Annotated in this window: 14 protein-coding genes; 9 read left to right on the top strand and 5 right to left on the bottom strand. The window is 70.1% G+C overall.

Going from position 1 to position 18,555, the window contains the following annotated elements; genetic code table 11:
* Window positions 1-148 precede the first annotated feature (148 nt).
* From ACEWX3_RS20745 to ACEWX3_RS20735, 3 genes are all read left to right on the top strand, one after another.
* Window positions 149-1,207, top strand: a complete 1,059-nt coding sequence (locus tag ACEWX3_RS20745) for a DUF3152 domain-containing protein (protein WP_207067760.1) — start codon at window positions 149-151, stop codon at window positions 1,205-1,207.
* Window positions 1,208-1,380: 173 nt separating this feature from the next.
* Window positions 1,381-2,574, top strand: coding sequence for an adenylyltransferase/sulfurtransferase MoeZ (gene moeZ, locus ACEWX3_RS20740; RefSeq protein WP_207067761.1), 1,194 nt, complete (start codon window positions 1,381-1,383; stop codon window positions 2,572-2,574).
* Window positions 2,575-2,610: 36 nt separating this feature from the next.
* Window positions 2,611-3,465: a TIGR02569 family protein gene (locus ACEWX3_RS20735; RefSeq protein WP_207067762.1), complete on the top strand. Its 855-nt coding sequence runs from the start codon at window positions 2,611-2,613 to the stop codon at window positions 3,463-3,465.
* Window positions 3,466-3,559: 94 nt separating this feature from the next.
* Here ACEWX3_RS20735 and ACEWX3_RS20730 read toward each other — a convergent pair whose 3' ends face one another.
* Both ACEWX3_RS20730 and ACEWX3_RS20725 read right to left on the bottom strand, forming a co-directional pair.
* Complete coding sequence (locus ACEWX3_RS20730) at window positions 3,560-3,856, bottom strand: MGMT family protein (protein WP_374157545.1); 297 nt, start codon at window positions 3,854-3,856, stop codon at window positions 3,560-3,562.
* A gap of 2 nt (window positions 3,857-3,858) precedes the next feature.
* Window positions 3,859-4,638 carry an alpha/beta fold hydrolase gene (locus ACEWX3_RS20725; protein WP_374157544.1) on the bottom strand — a complete coding sequence of 260 codons (780 nt, stop codon included), beginning with the start codon at window positions 4,636-4,638 and terminating at the stop codon, window positions 3,859-3,861.
* A 68-nt stretch (window positions 4,639-4,706) separates the two neighbouring features.
* On the opposite strand from ACEWX3_RS20725, the gene ACEWX3_RS20720 reads away from it, so the two are divergent.
* Complete coding sequence (locus ACEWX3_RS20720) at window positions 4,707-7,871, top strand: ATP-dependent helicase (protein WP_374157543.1); 3,165 nt, start codon at window positions 4,707-4,709, stop codon at window positions 7,869-7,871.
* A complete protein-coding gene (locus ACEWX3_RS20715; RefSeq protein WP_374157542.1) occupies window positions 7,868-11,137 on the top strand; it encodes an ATP-dependent helicase in 3,270 nt (1,089 codons plus the stop codon). Before ACEWX3_RS20720 ends, ACEWX3_RS20715 begins: the two co-directional genes overlap by 4 nt.
* A 4-nt stretch (window positions 11,138-11,141) precedes the next feature.
* Here ACEWX3_RS20715 and ACEWX3_RS20710 read toward each other — a convergent pair whose 3' ends face one another.
* Complete coding sequence (locus tag ACEWX3_RS20710) at window positions 11,142-11,540, bottom strand: hypothetical protein (protein WP_207067767.1); 399 nt, start codon at window positions 11,538-11,540, stop codon at window positions 11,142-11,144.
* A 46-nt stretch (window positions 11,541-11,586) separates the two neighbouring features.
* Between ACEWX3_RS20710 and ACEWX3_RS20705 the strand changes: the two genes are divergently transcribed.
* Window positions 11,587-12,666, top strand: a complete 1,080-nt coding sequence (locus ACEWX3_RS20705) for a potassium channel family protein (RefSeq protein ID WP_207067768.1) — start codon at window positions 11,587-11,589, stop codon at window positions 12,664-12,666.
* A 137-nt stretch (window positions 12,667-12,803) separates the two neighbouring features.
* Window positions 12,804-13,724 carry an NAD(+) diphosphatase gene (nudC, locus tag ACEWX3_RS20700; protein ID WP_207067769.1) on the top strand — a complete coding sequence of 307 codons (921 nt, stop codon included), beginning with the start codon at window positions 12,804-12,806 and terminating at the stop codon, window positions 13,722-13,724.
* Between the two features lie 199 nt (window positions 13,725-13,923).
* On the opposite strand, the gene mrx1 is transcribed toward nudC, so the two are convergent.
* The gene (gene mrx1 / locus ACEWX3_RS20695; RefSeq protein WP_374157541.1) at window positions 13,924-14,178 is read right to left on the bottom strand and encodes a mycoredoxin Mrx1; all 255 of its coding nucleotides are present in this window, start codon (window positions 14,176-14,178) and stop codon (window positions 13,924-13,926) included.
* Between the two features lie 80 nt (window positions 14,179-14,258).
* On the opposite strand from mrx1, the gene ACEWX3_RS20690 reads away from it, so the two are divergent.
* The gene (locus tag ACEWX3_RS20690) at window positions 14,259-16,376 is read left to right on the top strand and encodes an ATP-dependent DNA helicase UvrD2 (protein ID WP_374157540.1); all 2,118 of its coding nucleotides are present in this window, start codon (window positions 14,259-14,261) and stop codon (window positions 16,374-16,376) included.
* A gap of 433 nt (window positions 16,377-16,809) precedes the next feature.
* A complete protein-coding gene (locus ACEWX3_RS20685; protein WP_207067772.1) occupies window positions 16,810-17,085 on the top strand; it encodes a WhiB family transcriptional regulator in 276 nt (91 codons plus the stop codon).
* Between the two features lie 129 nt (window positions 17,086-17,214).
* Here ACEWX3_RS20685 and ACEWX3_RS20680 read toward each other — a convergent pair whose 3' ends face one another.
* Complete coding sequence (locus tag ACEWX3_RS20680) at window positions 17,215-18,552, bottom strand: ABC1 kinase family protein (protein ID WP_374157539.1); 1,338 nt, start codon at window positions 18,550-18,552, stop codon at window positions 17,215-17,217.
* Window positions 18,553-18,555 lie beyond the last annotated feature (3 nt).

Here is an 18,555-nt window from a genome sequence, read left to right as displayed (position 1 = left end):
CCGGCGCGACCGGCACGGTGAATTCGCTTCGCACTGACACTACTACCGTCACGGGGACCTTCGCGGAAGGGCGGGTCCGGCCTGCCCAGCGTGCCGGGCGGTGGCGCGCCGGGAGAGGAAGTCCGTTGACCTGTGTCATCCTGTTTCGGTGACCTACGACTCCCGCTCGCGAGGAGGGCAAACGGGTCCGGAGCATCGCGGGGGCGGTCGCGTCCCCGTGCTCCGCGATGAGTGGCGCGAGCCCCTTCGCGCCCAGCGCGACCCGCTGGCTGAAGCGTCGGGCCGGGTCAGGTCCAATCGCGACGAGCGCAAACGCTGGCGCAAGCAGACCTGGATCGGTCGCTTCGTGTCCACCTACGGCTGGCGGGCCTACGCGCTGCCGGTGTTGGTCGTGCTGACCGCGGTGGTGCTCTATCAGACCATCACCGGGACCTCGGCGCCGCGCGCTCTCGAGGAGGAAGGCCCCGTCCAGGGCCCCCCGACGATCGGGGTGCCCAGCACCGCCATCATCGGCGCACCGCCCAAGGGCCTGACCGAATTCGACGCCAACCTGCCCACCGGGATCCTGCCCGACGGCGGCCCCTTCACCCCGATGGGGGCGGGCACCTGGCGCGTCGTGCCCGGCGGGACACCGCAGGTGGGGGAGGGCACCACGAAGGTGTTCACCTACACCGTCGAGGTCGAAGACGGCGTCGACACCACCAGCTACGGCGGCGACGAGGGGTTCGCCCGGATGGTCAGCGAGACGCTGGCCAACCCGAAGAGCTGGACCCACAACCCCCAGTTCGCGTTCGTCCGCACGGATGCGGCCTCCGGGGTCCAGCCGGACTTCCGGGTATCGCTGACCTCCCCGATGACGGTGCGGGAAGCCTGCGGCTATGACATCCAGCTCGAGGCGTCCTGCTACAACCCGGTGTACCAAGGACAGCCGCGGGTGCTGCTCAACGAAGCCCGCTGGGTGCGCGGGGCGGTGCCCTTCCAGGGCGACATCGGCTCCTACCGGCAGTACCTGATCAACCACGAGGTCGGCCACGCGATCGGGTACCAGCGCCACGAGCAGTGCGCCGAAGACGGTGAGCTGGCGCCGGTGATGATGCAGCAGACGTTCTCCACCAGTAACAACGACGCAGCGCGCTTCGACCCCGGCACGGTTACCGCCGACGGCAAGACCTGCCGCTTCAACCCCTGGCCGTACCCCATCGCCTGACCTGTTCTTCGTCTGCTGTTCCGCGAGCGCGGGTTTGTCCGGCGGCGCGCCGGAAATCCTGGACCTCAGCGCGCCCTCGATGGCCCTGAGCACGCGGGAAGTGCCAGACCCTCGTTGCTGTTGAATCACGTACCTGCTGAGATGATGGCAAGAGCCAACCAAGGAGATATTCGGTGTCAACACCGCTGCCGCCGCTGGTAGAGCCCGCGGCTGAGCTCACCCGTGAAGAGGTGGCCCGCTACAGCCGCCACCTGATCATCCCGGACCTCGGTCTGGACGGGCAGAAGCGACTGAAGAACGCGCGCGTGCTGGTGATCGGCGCCGGCGGACTCGGTTCGCCGACCCTGCTCTACCTCGCCGCCGCGGGCGTCGGGACGATCGGCATCGTCGAGTTCGACGAGGTCGACGAATCCAACCTGCAGCGCCAGATCATCCACGGCCAGTCCGACATCGGCCGGCCCAAGGCCCAGAGCGCCCGCGACTCGATCCTGGAGGTCAACCCGCTCGTCGAGGTGCGGCTGCACGAGTTCCGCCTTGAGCCCGACCGCGCGGTGAACCTGTTCAAGCAGTACGACCTGATCCTCGACGGCACCGACAACTTCGCCACCCGATACCTGGTCAACGACGCCGCGGTGCTGGCGGGCAAGCCCTACGTGTGGGGCTCGATCTACCGGTTCGAGGGCCAGGTGTCGGTGTTCTGGGAGGACGCGCCGGCCGATGAGGACGGCAATGAACGCGGCCTGAACTACCGCGACCTCTACCCGGAGCCGCCGCCACCGGGAATGGTGCCGTCGTGCGCCGAGGGCGGCGTGCTGGGCATTCTGTGTGCGTCGATCGCGTCGGTGATGGGCACCGAGGCGATCAAGCTGATCACCGGCATCGGCGACCCGCTGCTGGGCCGGCTCATGGTCTACGACGCGCTGGACATGACGTATCGCACGATCAAGATCCGCAAGGATCCCTCGACCCCGAAGATCACCGAGCTGATCGACTACGAGGAATTCTGCGGCGTCATGACCGACGAGGCCTCCGAAGCCGTGCTCGACTCCACCGTCACGCCGCGCGAGCTGCGCGAACTGCTGGATTCCGGCAAGAAGTACGCCCTGATCGACGTACGGGAACCGGTGGAGTGGGACATCAACCGCATCGACGGCGCCGAGCTGATCCCGAAGTCGGCCATCGAGACCGGCGACGGTCTGGCCAAGCTGCCTCAGGATCGGGTGCCGGTGCTGTACTGCAAGACCGGGGTGCGCTCGGCCGAGGCGCTGGCGGTCATCAAGAAGGCTGGGTTCACCGATGCCATGCATCTGCAGGGCGGGATCGTGGCCTGGGCCAAGCAACTCGAACCCGACATGGTGATGTACTAACGCTGGGTTCGCCCCTGCTGCGCTTAGGCTGTTTCGGTGACCGCCGAGCGCCCGCCCGATCATGTGCTTGCGGCGTTTGGGCTGTCCGGGGTGCGCCCGGCGCCCCTCGGCTCGAGCTGGGAAGGCGGCTGGCGTTGCGGCGAAGTGGTGCTCTCCCTGGTCGCCGACCACGCGCGCGCCGCGTGGTCGGCCAAGGTCCGGGAGACGCTCTTCGTCGACGGGGTGCGGCTGGCCAGGCCGGTTCGGTCCACCGACGGCCGCTACGTCGTCGCCGGCTGGCGCGCCGACACCTACGTCGCCGGTACGCCTGAACCGCGCCACGACGAGGTGGTCTCGGCCGCGGTGCGGCTGCACGAGGCGACGGCCAAACTGGAGCGGCCGCGGTTCCTGACCCAACCGCCGGTGGCGCCGTGGGCCGACGTGGACGTGTTCATCGCCGCCGACCGGGCGGCCTGGGAGGAGCGGCCCCTGCATGCGCTCCCGCCCGGAGCGCGGGTGGCCCCCGGCACCGCCGACGGAGAGAAGTCCGTCGAGTTGATCAACCAGCTTGCCGCCCTGCGCCGTCCCACGAAGAGCCCCAGCCAGCTGGTGCACGGTGACCTCTACGGCACCGTGCTGTTCGCGGGCAGCGCCGCGCCCGGCATCACCGACATCACGCCGTACTGGCGCCCGCCCGCGTGGGCGGCGGGCGTCGTCGTCGTCGACGCGCTGTCGTGGGGTGGTGCCGACGACGGACTCATCGAGCGCTGGGCGCCGCTGCCCGAGTGGCCGCAGATGTTGCTACGCGCGTTGATGTTCCGGCTGGCGGTACACGCCCTGCATCCGCGCGCGACCGCGGCGGCGTTCCCGGGTCTCGCCCGCACCGCGGCGCTGGTCCGGTTGGCGCTGTAGCGGCGCGGGCGCGTCGGGTTGCACTCTCGGTCGCGAACGTGCATTCCCTGTCGTGGTGCAGCGCGTTCGACTACCGAGGGTGCACTCTCGCGGTTCAGAAGCGGTGGCGGCACTCACCGAGCGGAATGCGGCCGTCGCGGGTGAGCACACCCTCGGCGCGGAGCAGTTCCAGTTGCCGGCTGTGCAGATGCGGCGCCGGTTTCCCCGACGCCGGCACCACCCGGTGCCAGGGCAGGTCAGCGGAATCGGTGCGCATGATCCACCCGACGATGCGGGGGCTGGAAAGGCCTGCGGCGGTGGCGATGTCGCCATAGGTCGCCACCTTGCCCGACGGCACCGCGGCGACGAGTGCGCGCACCGTCTCGACCTGCTCGTCGGTGATGGCCGCCACGGTCAGCTCAGATGATCGCGGACCAGCGCGGCGGTGTCCGCGGGCATCGCCTGGGCGACCATGTGATCGCAATCCCACTCCAGCAGCTGGAAATCGGTGCCGAGTCGTTCGGAGAGGCCGGCGATCAGCGCGTCGGTGGCGTAGGGCGGTCGAACCTTCTTCGCCCGTACCAGGGTGGTGCGTATTCCGTTGGGAGGCAGAACGACCGGGCGCGCCAACTCACTCCAGTAGGACAGCATCGCCGGAATGCTGATCCGCCACCCGCTGCGGCCGTTGGGTAGCGCCACGAGGTGCTCGTCGAGCTCGCGCTCCACCTCGGAGGGCTCGACCTCACCCCAGGAACCGTCCACCTTCTCCGCACGGGCCTCGTCGCGGTCGGTGTAGTCCGGGGAGTCGAACATGGCGTCGGCGACGTCACGCATCCGGTCACCGTCGAGGCCGACGGCGGGGTCCAGCAACACCAGCCCGGCCACCAGGTCGGGCCGGGCCGCAGCGAGATTGAGCGCTATCGCGCCACCGAACGAGTGGCCGACCACGACGGCTGGCTCACCGCCGCCACCGTCGAGCAGGGCGGTCAGGGCGCTGACGTTCTGGTCGATGGTCCACGGCGCCGCCCACGTCGAACGGCCGTGCCCGATCAGATCCGGGGCCGCGATGGAGAGATCGGCGAGGAACCGCTGGGCCAGCGTCATCCAGCGCTGACCGTGCCCGGTCAGTCCGTGGATCGCCAGAACCTGGGCCGGGCGGTTCGGACCGAAATGGTGCACGTTCAGATCGCTCACCGGGTCGATGCTGCCAGGCTCTGCGCCGGCCGGCCAAGTCTGTCGGTGCCCCGTGATGTCATTCCGTCATGTCCGCTCCACAAGCCGAACTCACCGGGTCCGGCCTTTACGGGTCTGAATTCGTCGAGGCATCGCTGACCCGCCCCGACGCGCGCGGGACGGTGCGCGTGATCGGCGGCCCCGGCACCGGCAAGAGCAGCCTGTTGGTGAACACCGCCGCAGCTCACCTGAACGCCGGGCGGGACCCGGAATCGGTTCTGCTGCTGACCGGTTCGGCCCGCCTCGGGGCGCGGGCCAAAGCCGAGATCACCGCGACACTGCTGGCGGCGGGGGGTGACGCGGTGATTCGTGAGCCACTGGTGCGGACCGTGCACTCCTACGCGTTCGCGGTGCTGCGGCTGGCCGCCCAACGCAACGGCAGCCCTCCGCCCCGGCTGATCACCAGTGCCGAGCAGGACGGGATCATTCGCGAACTGCTCGCCGGCGATATCGAAGACGGCGATGCCTCACCGGTGCGCTGGCCCGCCGCCTTGAGGCCGGCCCTGAGCACCGTGAGTTTCGCCACCGAGCTGCGCGACCTGCTGGCCCGGTGCAGCGAACGCGGTGTCGATCCGCTGGGTCTACAGCGGCTGGGTCGCCGTGCCGACCGACCGGAGTGGCGGGCCGCGGGGCGCTTCGCGCAGGCCTACGAGCAGGTCATGCTGTTGCGCTCCGCGGTGGGCATGGCTGCGCCGCAGGCCACCATTCCCGCGCTGGGTGCGGCCGAACTCGTGGGTGCGGCGTTGGATGCATTCGCCATGGATCCCGACCTGCTGGCCGCCGAACGGGCACGCGTCACGCTGCTGTTGGTCGACGACGCACAACACCTCGATCCGCAGGCGGCGCGGCTGGTGCGGGTGCTCGCCGAAGGTGCCGAGCTCACCGTGCTGGCCGGTGATCCCCGCCAGACCGTGTTCGGCTACCGCGGCGCCGACCCGGTTCTGCTGCGCGGTGAGGGGACCGAACTCAGGCTGGACCGGTCGCATCGGTGCTCGACTGCCGTTGCCGGCGCGGTGGCGACGATGGCGCGCAAACTGCCGGGTCTCGAACCGGCCTGGGAGTTCTCCGGAACGGACGAGGAGGGCGCGGTGGAGGTGCGGATCGCCGCGTCTCCGCACGCGGAGTCCGCCCTGATCGCCGACGCGCTGCGGCGCGCTCATCTCGGTGAGGGCGTGCCGTGGCATCGCATGGCGGTCATCGTGCGGTCGATGCCACGGATGGGCGCGGCGTTGAGCCGCGCGCTGGCGGCCGCCGGCGTGCCGGTGGACCTGCCTGCGCCGGTGGCCCCGCTGGCCGATCAACCGGCGGTGCGGGCGCTGCTGACGGTCCTGGAAGCCGCCGCCTCCGGTCTCACCGCCGACGCGGCGCTCGCGCTGGTGACCGGACCGCTGGGGCGGGTCGACCCGGTCTCGCTGCGGCGGTTGCGCCGCGCGCTGCGCCGTGCCGACGGTGAGCCCACGGCGGACTTCGGTGCCCTCCTGGTGGACGCACTCGATCGCGACCGCAGTGACCTTCCCGAGGATCTGGCCCGCGCGGTGCGCCGGGTCCGCACCGTGCTGGTCGCGGTCCGCCGCAGCGCGCAGCAGGGTGCGGATCCGCACCACACGCTCTGGCAGGCGTGGAACCGCTCGGGGCTGCAGCGGCGCTGGCTGACGGCCAGTGAGCGCGGCGGGCCGAGCGGCGCCCAGGCCGACCGTGACCTCGACGCGGTCACCGCGGTGTTCGACGTCGCCGAACGCTACGTCGCCCACACCGCGGGCGCGTCGCTGCGCGGCCTCATCGACCACCTCAAGGCCCTGACACTGCCGCCGGTGCGGCGCGACGACCGTCCCGAAGCCGACGCGGTTGCGGTGCTCAGCGCGCACTCTTCGCTCGGTCGGGAGTGGGATTTCGTGATCATCGCCGGTGTGCAGGAAGGGCTGTGGCCGAACGTCGCGCCGCGCGGCGGAGTGCTGAACACCCAACATCTCGTCGACGTGATCGACGGCGTGGCCGAGCCCGGGCAGCGGAGTTTGTCGAGTCGCGCGCCGCTGCTGGCCGAGGAGCGGCGGTTGCTGTTGGCCGCGATGGGCCGGGCCCGCCGACGGCTGTTGGTGACCGCCGTCGACAGTGACGGTGGCGACGACGCCATGCTGCCGTCGGCGTTCGTCGACGAGCTCGCAGCGCTGAGCGGCGAGCCCGACGCTGATCCGCCGGCACCGATCCGTGCCCCGCGGGTTCTCGCGCCGTCGGCGCTGGTGGGGCGGCTCCGGGCGGTGGTGTGCGCGCCCGAAGGCGCGGTCGAGGACGGTGAACGAGCCTGCGCCGCAGCCCAGTTGGCGCGGTTGGCGCAAGCGGGTGTGTCCGGGGCGGATCCCGCCTCGTGGTACGGCATGCGGGAGGTGTCCAGCAGCGAGCCGATGTGGGACGACGACGGCCATGTCGTGACGCTGTCGCCGTCGACGCTGCAGATGCTCTCGGACTGTCCGCTGCGCTGGTTGCTCGAGCGCCACGGCGGAGCGCGGGCCGCCGATGTGCGCTCCGCGCTGGGGTCGCTGGTGCACGCGCTGGTGTCCGACAGCACCAGATCTGAGGCGCAGGTTCTCGGCGCGCTGGAGAAGGTCTGGGACCAGCTGCCGTTCGACGCGCAGTGGCACGCCGACAACGAACGCGCCCGCCACCTGGAGATGCTGTCGACCTTCACCACCTGGCGCGCGAACACGCGCGGTGAGCTCACCGAGGTCGGCACCGAGATCGACGTCGACGGCGACGTGGTCGCGGCTGGGGAGGGTTCACCCGCGGTGCGGGTGCGCGGTCGGCTCGACCGACTCGAACGCGACAGCGAGGGCAGGTTGGTCGTGGTGGACATCAAGACCGGCAAGTCGCCGGTCACCAAGGACGACGCGCAGAACCACGCTCAGTTGGCGATGTATCAGCTGGCCGTCGCCGCAGGCCTGCTCGCCGACGGCGACGAACCCGGTGGCGGCCGTTTGGTCTACCTCGGCAAGACCTCCGGCGGCAGCGCTGCCCAACGCGACCAGGATGCGCTGACCCCGCAGGCCCGCGACGAGTGGCGGGCACGCGTCGCGCAGGCCGCTGCAGCCACCCGGGGCCCGGAGTTCGTCGCCCGGGTCAACGACGGCTGCGCGCACTGTCCGGTGCGCCCGATGTGCCCCGCCCGCAACGCCGACGCCGACGGAGGTTCCTCGCGATGAGCCCGCACTACAGTCCCGCTGAGCTCGCCGACGCACTGGGGCTATTCGCCCCGACCGACGAGCAGGCCGCGGTCATCGCCGCGCCGCCGGGTCCGCTGGTCGTGATCGCCGGTGCCGGCGCGGGTAAGACCGAGACGATGGCCGCGCGGGTGGTCTGGCTGGTGGCCAACGGTTACGCCAGCCCCGGCGAGGTATTGGGGCTGACGTTCACCCGTAAGGCCGCCGGGCAGCTGCTGCGCCGGGTGCGCGCCAGGCTGGCCCGCCTTGCCGGTGCGGGCCTGGTGATCCCGGGTGCCCTCGACGGGCCCGGCGTGGCCGCCGATCCCGTCACCGTCGGCACCTACCATGCGTTCGCGGGCACGCTGCTGCGCGAGTACGGCCTGCTGCTGCCGGTCGAGCAGGACACCAGGCTGCTCGGCGACACGGAATTGTGGCAGCTGGCCTACCGGGTGGTCTGTGAGCATCCGCGGGCGCTCGACACCGACAAGTCTCCGGCGTCGGTGACCGCGATGGTGCTCAAACTCGCCGGGCAGCTCTCCGAGCATCTGGTGGACACCGATCAACTCCGCGACACCCACGTGGAGCTCGAGCGGCTGGTGCACACATTGCCCGCCGGTCGCTATCAGCGGGACCGCGGTCCCAGCCAGTGGCTGCTGCGGATGCTGGGCACCCAGACCGAACGCACCGCGCTCGTCCCGCTCATCGACGAACTGCATCGCCGGATGCGCGAGCAGCGCGTCATCGACTTCGGCATGCAGATGGCCTCCGCCGCGCAGCTGGCTTCGCGCTTTCCGCAGGTGGGGGAACAGCTGCGGCAGCGTTATCGCGTGGTGTTGCTCGACGAATACCAGGACACCGGTCACGCCCAACGAGTGGCGCTGTCGGCGTTGTTCGGCGGGGGAGCCGACGACGGCTTGGCCCTGACCGCCGTCGGCGACCCGATCCAGTCCATCTACGGGTGGCGCGGGGCTTCGGCGACCAACCTGCCCCGGTTCACCACCGATTTCCCGCAGTCGGACGGGACACCCGCGCCGACCCTCGAATTGCGCACCAGTTGGCGCAACCCACCCGAAGTGCTGCACCTGGCCAACGAGGTGTCCCAGGATGCTCGCCGCCGCTCGGTCGCGGTGCGGTCACTGCAGCCGCGCCCCGACGCCGCGGCCGGCACCGTGCGCGCAGCGCTGTTGTCCGACATCGTCGCCGAGCGCGAATGGCTCGCCGACGAGATGGCCCAGCTGCATCGCGCCGCCGTCGAGGACACCGGTACCGCACCCACCGCCGCCGTGCTGGTGCGCCGCAACGCCGACGCCGCACCGATGGCCGAGGCCCTGAGCAGGCGGGGGCTGGCCGTCGAGGTGGTCGGCCTGGCCGGGCTGTTGGGAATCGCCGAGGTCGCCGACGTGGTCGCGATGCTGCGGCTGGCCGCCGACCCGGCGGCCGGAGCGGCCGCGATCCGGGTCCTCGCCGGGCCCCGGTGGCGGCTGGGTGCCCGCGACATCGCCGCACTGTGGCGCCGGGCCCTCGAGCTCGACCGCGGCGCGGGACGGCCGAGTGCGGCCGAACCGGAGGACATCGTCGCGCAGCTGAGTTCCGACGCCGACGCGGCGTGCCTCGGTGAGGCGATCTGCGATCCCGGACAGCCGGCGGCGTACTCCGTCGACGGACACTCCAGGATCGTCGCGCTGGGCCGCGAGCTGACCGCACTGCGCGCCCACCTCGACTGGGCGCTGCCGGACCTGATCGCCGAAATTCGCAGGGTGCTCGGCGTGGACGCAGAGGCGCGGGCGGCCCGCCCGGTCTCGGCGGGCTGGTCGGGCACCGAACACCTCGACGCGTTCGCCGACGTCGTCGCCGACTTCGCGGCGCGGCCCGGGGCCAGCGTGTCGGGCCTGCTCGCCTTCCTCGACACCGCCCAGGAGGTGGAGAACGGTCTGGCCCCGGCCGAGGTCACGAGCGCCGGCGACCGCGTGCAGATCCTGACAGTGCACGCGGCCAAGGGGCTGGAGTGGCAGATCGTCGCCGTGCCGCACCTCAGCGCACGGGTGTTCCCGTCGACGGCATCACCGCGAACCTGGCTGACCGATGCCGCCGACCTGCCGCCACTGCTACGGGGGGACTGCGCAACGGTGTCCGAGCACGGCGTGCCCGTGCTCGACACGAGCGATGTCAACGATCGAAAAGCTCTGTCCGACAAGATCTCCGATCACAAGCGCAGCCTGGATCAGCGGCGCACCGACGAGGAGCGCAGGCTGCTGTACGTCGCGATCACCCGGGCCGAACGCACGCTGCTGGTCTCCGGTCATCACTGGGGCGCCACCGAATCCAAACCCCGCGGCCCGTCGGCTTTCCTGTGTGAGCTCAAGGAGATCATCGAGGCCGCGGCGCAGCAGGGCAGCCCGTGCGGCAGCGTGGCGGTCTGGGCCGAGGCCCCCGCCGAGGGCGAGGCGAATCCGTTGCGCGACCAGGTGGTCGAGGCGGTCTGGCCGGTCGACCCGGCGACGGGCCGACGCGGCGGCGTCGACCGGGGCGCGGCGCTGGTGTCGCAGGCGATGACGCGCGACGCGACGGTCGAGTCGGACGACCCGCACGGATGGGCCGCCGACGTCGATGCGCTTCTGGCCGAACGCGACCACACCGCACGCCCGGTCGCCCCGACACTGCCGCCACAGCTGTCGGTCAGCGCGATGGTCGAACTGGGACGTGAACCCGACGCCGCGGCACAACGGCTGAATCGGCGTCTCCCGCGCCGCCCGGACCCCCACGCCGCACTCGGCACGGCATTCCACGAATGGGTGCAACGCTACTTCCAGGCCGAGAAGCTCTTCGACCTCGACGACCTGCCCGGCGCGGTGGATGGCGACCGGCAGGACCGCGGTGAACTCGAGGAACTGCAATCCGCGTTCGCGGTGTCACCGTGGGCCGCGCGCACCCCGATCGAGGTGGAGGTGCCCTTCGACATGGTCATCGGCGCGACGGTGGTGCGCGGCCGCATCGACGCGGTGTTCGCCGACCCCGACGGCGGGGTGACGGTGGTGGACTGGAAGACCGGGGAACCGCCGTCGACTCCGGAAGAATTGCAGCGCAACGCCGTTCAGCTAGCCGTGTATCGCCTTGCGTGGGCCGGACTGCACGGCTGCGATGCCGCGTCGGTGCGTGCGGCGTTCCACTATGTGCGCACGGGGCGCACGGTCATGCCGGACGTGCTGCCGGATTCCGACGAACTGGCGGCGCTGCTGGACCGCGCATCGGGCGACACCGCCGCATGAGCGCTCAGGAGGCCCGGTAGACCTTGAGCGCCTCCAGGATCATCGGCACCTGGAACGGCAACCGTGCGATCGCGACGATCCGCATCGGCAGCGACTTGCTCGGATCCTGGAACCACAGGCGGACCATGTTGACGTTGGCCGGGAACACCGAGATGTACAGCGCGATCGCGGCCAGTGCCGCCAGCCGACGCGTCTTGGGCGCCAGCAGCGCGGCGCCGATGCCGACCTCGGCAACTCCGGAGGCGTAGGTGTAGACCCGTGGGCTGCCCGGCAGCTCCGCCGGGACGATCGAGTCGAACGGCTTGGGTGCGAGGAAGTGCAGTGACCCGACACCGAGCAGCATCGCCGCCATCCGGTAGACGCGGGTAGGGGCGTGCTGCGGTGCGGATGCGGGGAGGGTCATGATTACATTGTGCTGGTGCGGCAGTTGCATACCGTGACAGGCCCCCGTGGCTAAGGGACGTCTACGCCGACGACTGAGTCGGTTCGACCAGTCGTTGACCGATCTCCCGGTTCACGCCCTGACCGACCGCGTGCAGATCCCGCAGGATCTCCCCAGCCCGTGGGTGCGGATCACCAAGCGCATCGTCATCGCGCTGGCGGTGTTGTGCGCGGTGGTTTTGATCGTCTACATCGACCGCGACGGCTACCGCGACGTCCAGGAAGACGGGCTGTCACTGCTGGACTGCTTCTACTACGCCACGGTGTCCCTGTCGACCACCGGCTACGGCGACATCACGCCGTACACCGAGACCGCTCGGCTGGTCAACGTCCTGATCATCACGCCGTTGCGGGTGGCGTTCCTGATCGTGCTGATCGGTACGACGGTGGAAACGCTGACCACCGAGTCGCGGCAGGCGTTCAAGATCCAGCAGTGGAGGAACAAATTGCGTAACCACACCGTGGTGATCGGATACGGCACCAAGGGCCGCACCGCCGTGGCCGCGATGATCGGCGACGAGGTCGCCCCCGCCGACATCGTCGTCGTCGACGAGAACCCCGCCGCGCTGGAGCGCGCCAAGACCGCGGGCCTGGTCACCGTGCGCGGCAGTGCCACCGACTCCGAGGTGCTGCGCCTGGCCAGCGCCCAGCACGCCAAATCGATCATCGTGGCCACCAACCGCGACGACACCGCGGTGCTCGTCACCCTGACTGCGCGCGAGCTCGCCCCGAAAGCGAAGATCATCGCCGCGGTGCGCGAGGCCGAGAATCAGCACCTGCTCGAACAGTCCGGCGCCGACTCCACGGTGGTGACCTCCGAGACCGCCGGACGCCTGCTCGGCATCGCGGTGCAGACCCCCAGCGTGGTGGAGATGATGGAGGATCTGCTCACGCCGAATGCCGGGTTCGCGATCGCCGAACGCGAGGTGACTCCCAAGGAGACGGGTGGTTCACCACGTCACCTGCACGACCTCGTGCTTGGCGTGGTGCGCGCCAACAAGCTGATCCGCGTCGACGACCCCGATGTCGACGCGCTGGAACTGGGTGACCGACTGCTGTACATCCGCTCCGCGGACGCGGAGCGGTGAGCGCTTGCGCCGCGACGAGCGCTCGCGCGAGGAGCCGTCGATGAAGAGCAGAGTGAACCGATGAGCGCTTGCGCCGCGATGCGCTTGGGGGATGAGCGCTCGCGCGAGGAGCCGTCGATGAAGAGCAGAGTGAACCGATGAGCTTCCGGCTGCGCAACGTTCCGCTGTTGTCCCGGGTCGGTGCCGACCGCGCCGACGCGCTGCGCACCGACATCGACGCCGCCGTGGCCGGCTGGCCGGACGCGCTGTTGCTGCGGGTGGATCGCCGCAACCAGGTGCTGATCTCCGGCGGGCGTGCGGTGCTCAACGACGCCCGTGACGCCGGCGACGCGCCACCGCAGGACGCGGTGTTCCTCGGCCGCCTCGCCGACGGCCGGCACGTGTGGGGGATCCGTTCCGAGCTGCAGCCGCCGCAGGACGCGCCGGTCGAGGTGCTGGATCTACGCCGCACCGGTGACGTGTTCGACGACGTCAGCGCCCAACTCGTGGCGACCGCCACGGCGCTGCTGAACTGGCATGACAGCGCCCGGTTCAGTCCCGTCGACGGAAGCCCGACTGCGCCGGTCAAGGCCGGGTGGGGACGGATCAACCCGGTGACCGGCCGCGAGGAGTTCCCGCGTATCGACCCGGCGGTGATCTGCCTGGTCCATGACGGCCACGACCGCGCGGTGCTGGCACGTCAGACCCTGTGGCCGGAGCGGCTGTTCTCCATCCTGGCCGGATTCGTCGAGGCGGGGGAGTCGTTCGAGTCCTGTGTCGTGCGTGAGATCGCCGAGGAGATCGGGCTGACCGTCACCGATGTCGAGTATCTCGGCAGCCAGCCGTGGCCGTTCCCGAGGTCGCTGATGGTGGGCTTTCACGCGGTGGGCGACCCGCAGCAGGACTTCTCGTTCAATGACGGCGAGATCGCCGAGGCCGGCTGGTTCACCCGTGCCGAGATCCGTGAGGCACTCGACCGCGGTGACTGGGGGTCCGGCGGCGCCGACTCACGTCTGCTGCTGCCGGGTTCCATCTCGATCGCCCGCGAGATCATCGAGTCCTGGGCCGCCCAGGACTGAAGCCGCCCAGGACTGAAGCTGTCCGGACTGAGACCGCTGCGCCTCGCCAACCGGGGCACCGCCGCGAACGTGCATCCCCGGTAGCGCTCGTCGCCGCGGGACTACCGTGTATGCACGTTCGCGGCCGGGTGGGGCGGTACGGCCGGGTCGGCGGCACGGCCGGGTTGGCGGTGCGGCCGGGTCGGCGGCGGGGGAGATCTCAGCCGGCCAGCTTGGCTTTGACCTGTGCGCCGCTGGGGTTGGTCAGGGTCGACCCGTCGGCGAACTTCAGCGTCGGCACCGTCTGGTTGCCGCCGTTGACCGACGCCACGAACTCGGCGGCAGCCGGGTCGAATTCGATGTCGACCTCGGTGTAGGCGATGCCCTCGTTCTTGAGGATCTTCTTCAGGCGGAAGCAGTAGCCACACCACGAGGTGGTGTACATCGTGACGGTGGCGGCATCGTTGGTGCTCATAGGCCTTTCAACGTAGCCGATGCGCGATCCATGCCGTGGCGGGCCCGCATGTGTCATGGGTCGCTGACATGATGGTCGCCATGTCCCCGACAGCCTCGCGTGACCTGCTGCTCGGCGACCTGGACGAGGAGCAGCGCGAAGCCGTGCTCGCCCCGCGCGGTCCGGTGTGCGTGCTCGCCGGCGCCGGCACGGGCAAGACCCGAACCATCACCCGCCGCATCGCTCATCTGGTGACCGCCGGGCACGTCGCGCCCGGCCAGGTGTTGGCGGTGACGTTCACCCAGCGCGCAGCCGGGGAGATGCGGGCCAGGCTGCGTGCGCTGACCACCGATGCGGGCACCGCGCCCACCGAGTCGGTGCAGGCGATGACGTTCCACGCCGCAGCGCGCCGGCAGCTGGCCTACTTCTGGCCGCGCGTCGTGGGCAGCACCGACTGGCAGCTCCTGGATTCCAAGTTCGCGATCGTCGCCCAGGCCGCCAACCGTGCCGGGCTGCCGACCGGTACCGACAACGTGCGGGACCTGGCCGGTGAGATCGAATGGGCGAAGGCCTCGCTCATCACGCCCGAGGGGTATCCCGACGCGGTCGCCGAGAACGGCCGCGACATCCCGTTCGATGCCGCCAAGACCGCAGCCGCCTACGCCGGATACGAGGCGCTCAAGTCACGCAGCGCGGACCTCATGCTGCTCGACTTCGACGACCTGCTGCTGCACACCGCGGCTGCGATCGAGAACGACGCGGCGGTCGCCCAGGAGTTCCGCGACCGCTACCGCTGCTTCGTCGTCGACGAGTACCAGGACGTCACCCCGCTGCAGCAGCGGGTGCTGTCGGCCTGGCTGGGTGGCCGCGACGACCTGACGGTGGTCGGTGACGCCAACCAGACGATCTACTCCTTCACCGGCGCCTCCCCGCGCTACCTGCTGGACTTCTCCCGGCGCTTCCCCGACGCCGCGGTGGTGCGCCTGGAGCGCGACTACCGCTCCACCCCCCAGGTGGTGTCACTGGCCAACCGGGTGATCGCCGCCGCCCGTGGCCGGATGGCGGGCAGCAAGCTGCACCTGGTGGGTCAGCGCCCGCCCGGCCCGAACCCGACCTTCCGGGAGCACCCCGACGAGGCGGCCGAAGCGGCCGCGGTGGCGCGTTCCATCAAGGGGCTCATCGAATCCGGCACACCGGCCTCGGAGATCGCGGTGCTGTACCGCATCAACGCCCAGTCCGAGGTGTACGAGGAGGCGTTGACCGAGGCCGGGGTGGCGTTTCAGGTTCGCGGCGGTGAAGGCTTCTTCAGCCGGCAGGAGATCCGCCAGGCCCTGCTCGCGCTGCACCGCGCCGCCGAGCGTGGCCACGATACCGACGCCACGGTGCCCGAGGTGGTGCGCGCGACGCTGGAACCGCTCGGTCTGACCGTCGAGGCGCCGACGGGTACCCAGGCGCGCGAGCGGTGGGAGGCCCTGACCGCGCTGGCCGAACTCGTCGACGACGAAGTCGCCCAACGCCCGCAGCTGGACCTGCCGAGCCTGCTCGCCGAGCTGCGCCAACGCGCCGACGCGCGCCACCCCCCGACGGTGCAGGGCGTCACCCTGGCCTCGCTGCACGCCGCCAAGGGACTGGAGTGGGACGCGGTGTTCCTGGTCGGGCTGGCCGACGGCACACTGCCGATCTCCCATGCGTTGTCCCACGGCCCCGACAGCGAGCCGGTGGAGGAGGAGCGACGCCTGCTGTACGTCGGAATCACCAGGGCGCGGGTGCATTTGACGCTCAGTTGGGCGCTGGCCCGGAACCCTGGCGGTCGGCAGGGACGGCGACCGTCCCGATTCCTCAACGGCATCGCCCCGCAGTCACAGCGCGACGACGGCCCGAGCCGCTCCCGCAAGCCGCGCGGGCCGGCGCCGCGCTGCCGCATCTGCAACGAGCCGCTGACCTCGCCGCCGGCCATCATGTTGCGCCGGTGTGAGAGCTGCCCGTCCGACATCGACGAGCACCTGCTCGCCGAACTGAAGGACTGGCGGCTGCGGATCAGCAAGGAGATGAGCGTGCCCGCCTACGTGGTGTTCACCGACAACACGCTGATCGCGATCGCCGAGTCGATGCCCACCGACGACGCCGCGCTGGTGGCCATTCCGGGAATCGGCGCCCGCAAGCTCGAGCAGTTCGGTCCTGATGTGCTGGCGATGGTCAAAAGCCGCCAATCTTCGTAGAAATTGCGCCAAATATGCTGGTCAAAAATGTGTTGTCGGTTTCGGCTGCTAGCCTCTAACCTCGAGAGCACACAGACGACGGCCATGTGCGAGAGGAGGGTGCCACGATCATGACAAGCAATTTTGCGTTCCACGGTGTAAGCGCTGCCGGCATGGCGTGGACCTTCCGTGCCCCTGTCACGGGGCATCCCGTCATCCCCGCCCGCGCCGCTGCGGCGGCTCCGCGTAAGCGCCGCGCCGCCCAGACGATTGCCGCGTCCGTCGGAGGCTCTCCTAGGTAGAGCCCCCTCGCCACCAAGGCCACGGACCCGCAATCACCGGATCCGTGGCCATTGTCTTCTCCGGATCGAGAATCCGAGGAACACCTGGTCGCAGATCCATCACCGGACAGATGGCTCAAACCGATCAACGACCAGGAAGCAGAGGACTGGACATGTCTGCGATGACATGCGGGACAACCACACTGGCGGTGCCGTGTCATGTCGAGGATCCCGATCTGTGGTTCGCCGAGGATCCCCGCGATCTCGAACGCGCCAAACAGCTGTGCGCCGAGTGCCCGCTGCGCCGCGAGTGCCTGACCGCCGCGCTGGAACGGCAGGAGCCGTGGGGCGTGTGGGGCGGCGAGATCCTCGATCGGGGCTCGGTCATCGCCCGCAAGCGTCCCCGTGGCCGTCCCCGCAAGGACGCCAAAGACCCTGTCGCCGCGTGATTTTCGCGCGGCGGCAGGGCCGCGGCTGACAACTCGGGCTGACGGCTCAGTCTGACAACTCGGGCTGACGGCTCAGCCTGACAACTCAGGCATTGCCGGGGTCATTGAAGCCCGGCAGCGTCTGAGGACTCAGGCATTGTCGGGGTCGCTGAAGCCCGGCACCATCTCCTCGGCGATCCGGCGCGTCGGCACGTGCGCATCGAGTTGGCAGGAGATCGCGACGATCGACGCGATCACCCGCATCGGGATCGCCAGCTTCGGCGGGATGTCCATCTGACGTGCCGCCTTGATCTGTCCGGCGGCGCGGTCGAGTTCGAGCGTGGTCATCTTCTGCAGCCACGAGCGCTGGTAGTGGAACACCGGAACCTGCAGCGGCTCGACGTACTGCTTGAGCATGTCGTCGATCTCGCGGGTGGAGACCTGCTGGCCCTTCTGGATGAAGCCGGCCTTCTGCATCGTGGGCAGCAGCTTGTCGTAGTTCTTGTCCACCGCATAGCGCAGGATCTGGCCCAGCTCGACCGGCCAGCCGCCGGGCATCGGGGCCACCGCGCCGAAGTCGATGACGCCCATCTTGTCGTCGGGCAGCAGCATGAAGTTGCCGGGGTGCGCGTCGCCGTGCACCATCTCCAGCCGGCGCGGGGCGTCGTCGCTGAACTCGAACAGCCGCGTCGCCATCAGGTCCCGCTGTTCCTGGGTGCCGTCGCGGATGATGTGCGACAGCGGAATGCCCTCGATCCATTCCTGGATGACGACCTTCGGGGCGCTGGCCACGATGTGCGGCACCACGAAATGCGGATCGCCCTCGTAGGCCTTGGCGAACGCGCGCTGATTGTCGGCCTCGAGCCGGTAGTCCAGTTCCATCTCGGTGCGTTCGATCAGCTCGTCGACGACGCCCTGCACATCGGCGCCCGGCGAGAGCTGCTTGAGCACGCCGACCATGCGCTGCATCGTCTTCAGGTCGGCGCGCAGCGCCTCGTCGGCGCCGGGGTACTGGATCTTGACCGCGACCTCGCGGCCGTCGCCCCACACCGCCTTGTGCACCTGGCCGATGCTGGCCGACGCGACCGCCTTGTCGTCGAACGACGCGAACCGGTCCCGCCATTTGGTGCCCAGCTGTGCGTCGAGGACGCGGTGGACCTTGGCGGCGGGCATCGGCGGTGCCTCCCGCTGCAGCTTCGTCAGCGCCTCGCGGTAGGGCTTGCCGTACTGCTCGGGGATGGCGGCTTCCATGACCGACAGAGCCTGGCCGACCTTCATCGCGCCGCCCTTGAGCTCGCCCAGGACGGTGAACAACTGCTGGGCGGCCTTGTCCATCAGTTCGGCGTTGACCTCGTCCTTCGACTTTCCGGTCAGACGCTTCCCGAAGCCCATGGCGGCCCGCCCGGCCATGCCGACCGGCAGCGAGGCCAGTTTGGCGTTCCGCGCAGCGCGCCCACGCTTGATGTCGCTCACCACACCATCATCCATGAC

The sequence above is a fragment of the Mycobacterium sp. G7A2 genome (genome assembly GCF_041902445.1).
GTDB lineage: Bacteria > Actinomycetota > Actinomycetes > Mycobacteriales > Mycobacteriaceae > Mycobacterium.
This window is presented reverse-complemented; position numbering and strand designations above follow the sequence as displayed.

What these genes read in the sequence shown, in the direction of transcription:
- ACEWX3_RS20715 (WP_374157542.1), top strand. Translation starts at nt 7,868, where the DNA reads ATGAGCCCGCACTACAGTCCCGCTGAGCTCGCCGACGCACTGGGGCTA.
- ACEWX3_RS20690 (WP_374157540.1), top strand. Translation starts at nt 14,259, where the DNA reads ATGTCCCCGACAGCCTCGCGTGACCTGCTGCTCGGCGACCTGGACGAG.
- ACEWX3_RS20685 (WP_207067772.1), top strand. Translation starts at nt 16,810, where the DNA reads ATGTCTGCGATGACATGCGGGACAACCACACTGGCGGTGCCGTGTCAT.
- ACEWX3_RS20710 (WP_207067767.1), bottom strand. Translation starts at nt 11,540, where the DNA reads ATGACCCTCCCCGCATCCGCACCGCAGCACGCCCCTACCCGCGTCTAC.
- ACEWX3_RS20680 (WP_374157539.1), bottom strand. Translation starts at nt 18,552, where the DNA reads ATGGATGATGGTGTGGTGAGCGACATCAAGCGTGGGCGCGCTGCGCGG.
- mrx1 (WP_374157541.1), bottom strand. Translation starts at nt 14,178, where the DNA reads ATGAGCACCAACGATGCCGCCACCGTCACGATGTACACCACCTCGTGG.
- nudC (WP_207067769.1), top strand. Translation starts at nt 12,804, where the DNA reads ATGAGCTTCCGGCTGCGCAACGTTCCGCTGTTGTCCCGGGTCGGTGCC.
- ACEWX3_RS20720 (WP_374157543.1), top strand. Translation starts at nt 4,707, where the DNA reads ATGTCCGCTCCACAAGCCGAACTCACCGGGTCCGGCCTTTACGGGTCT.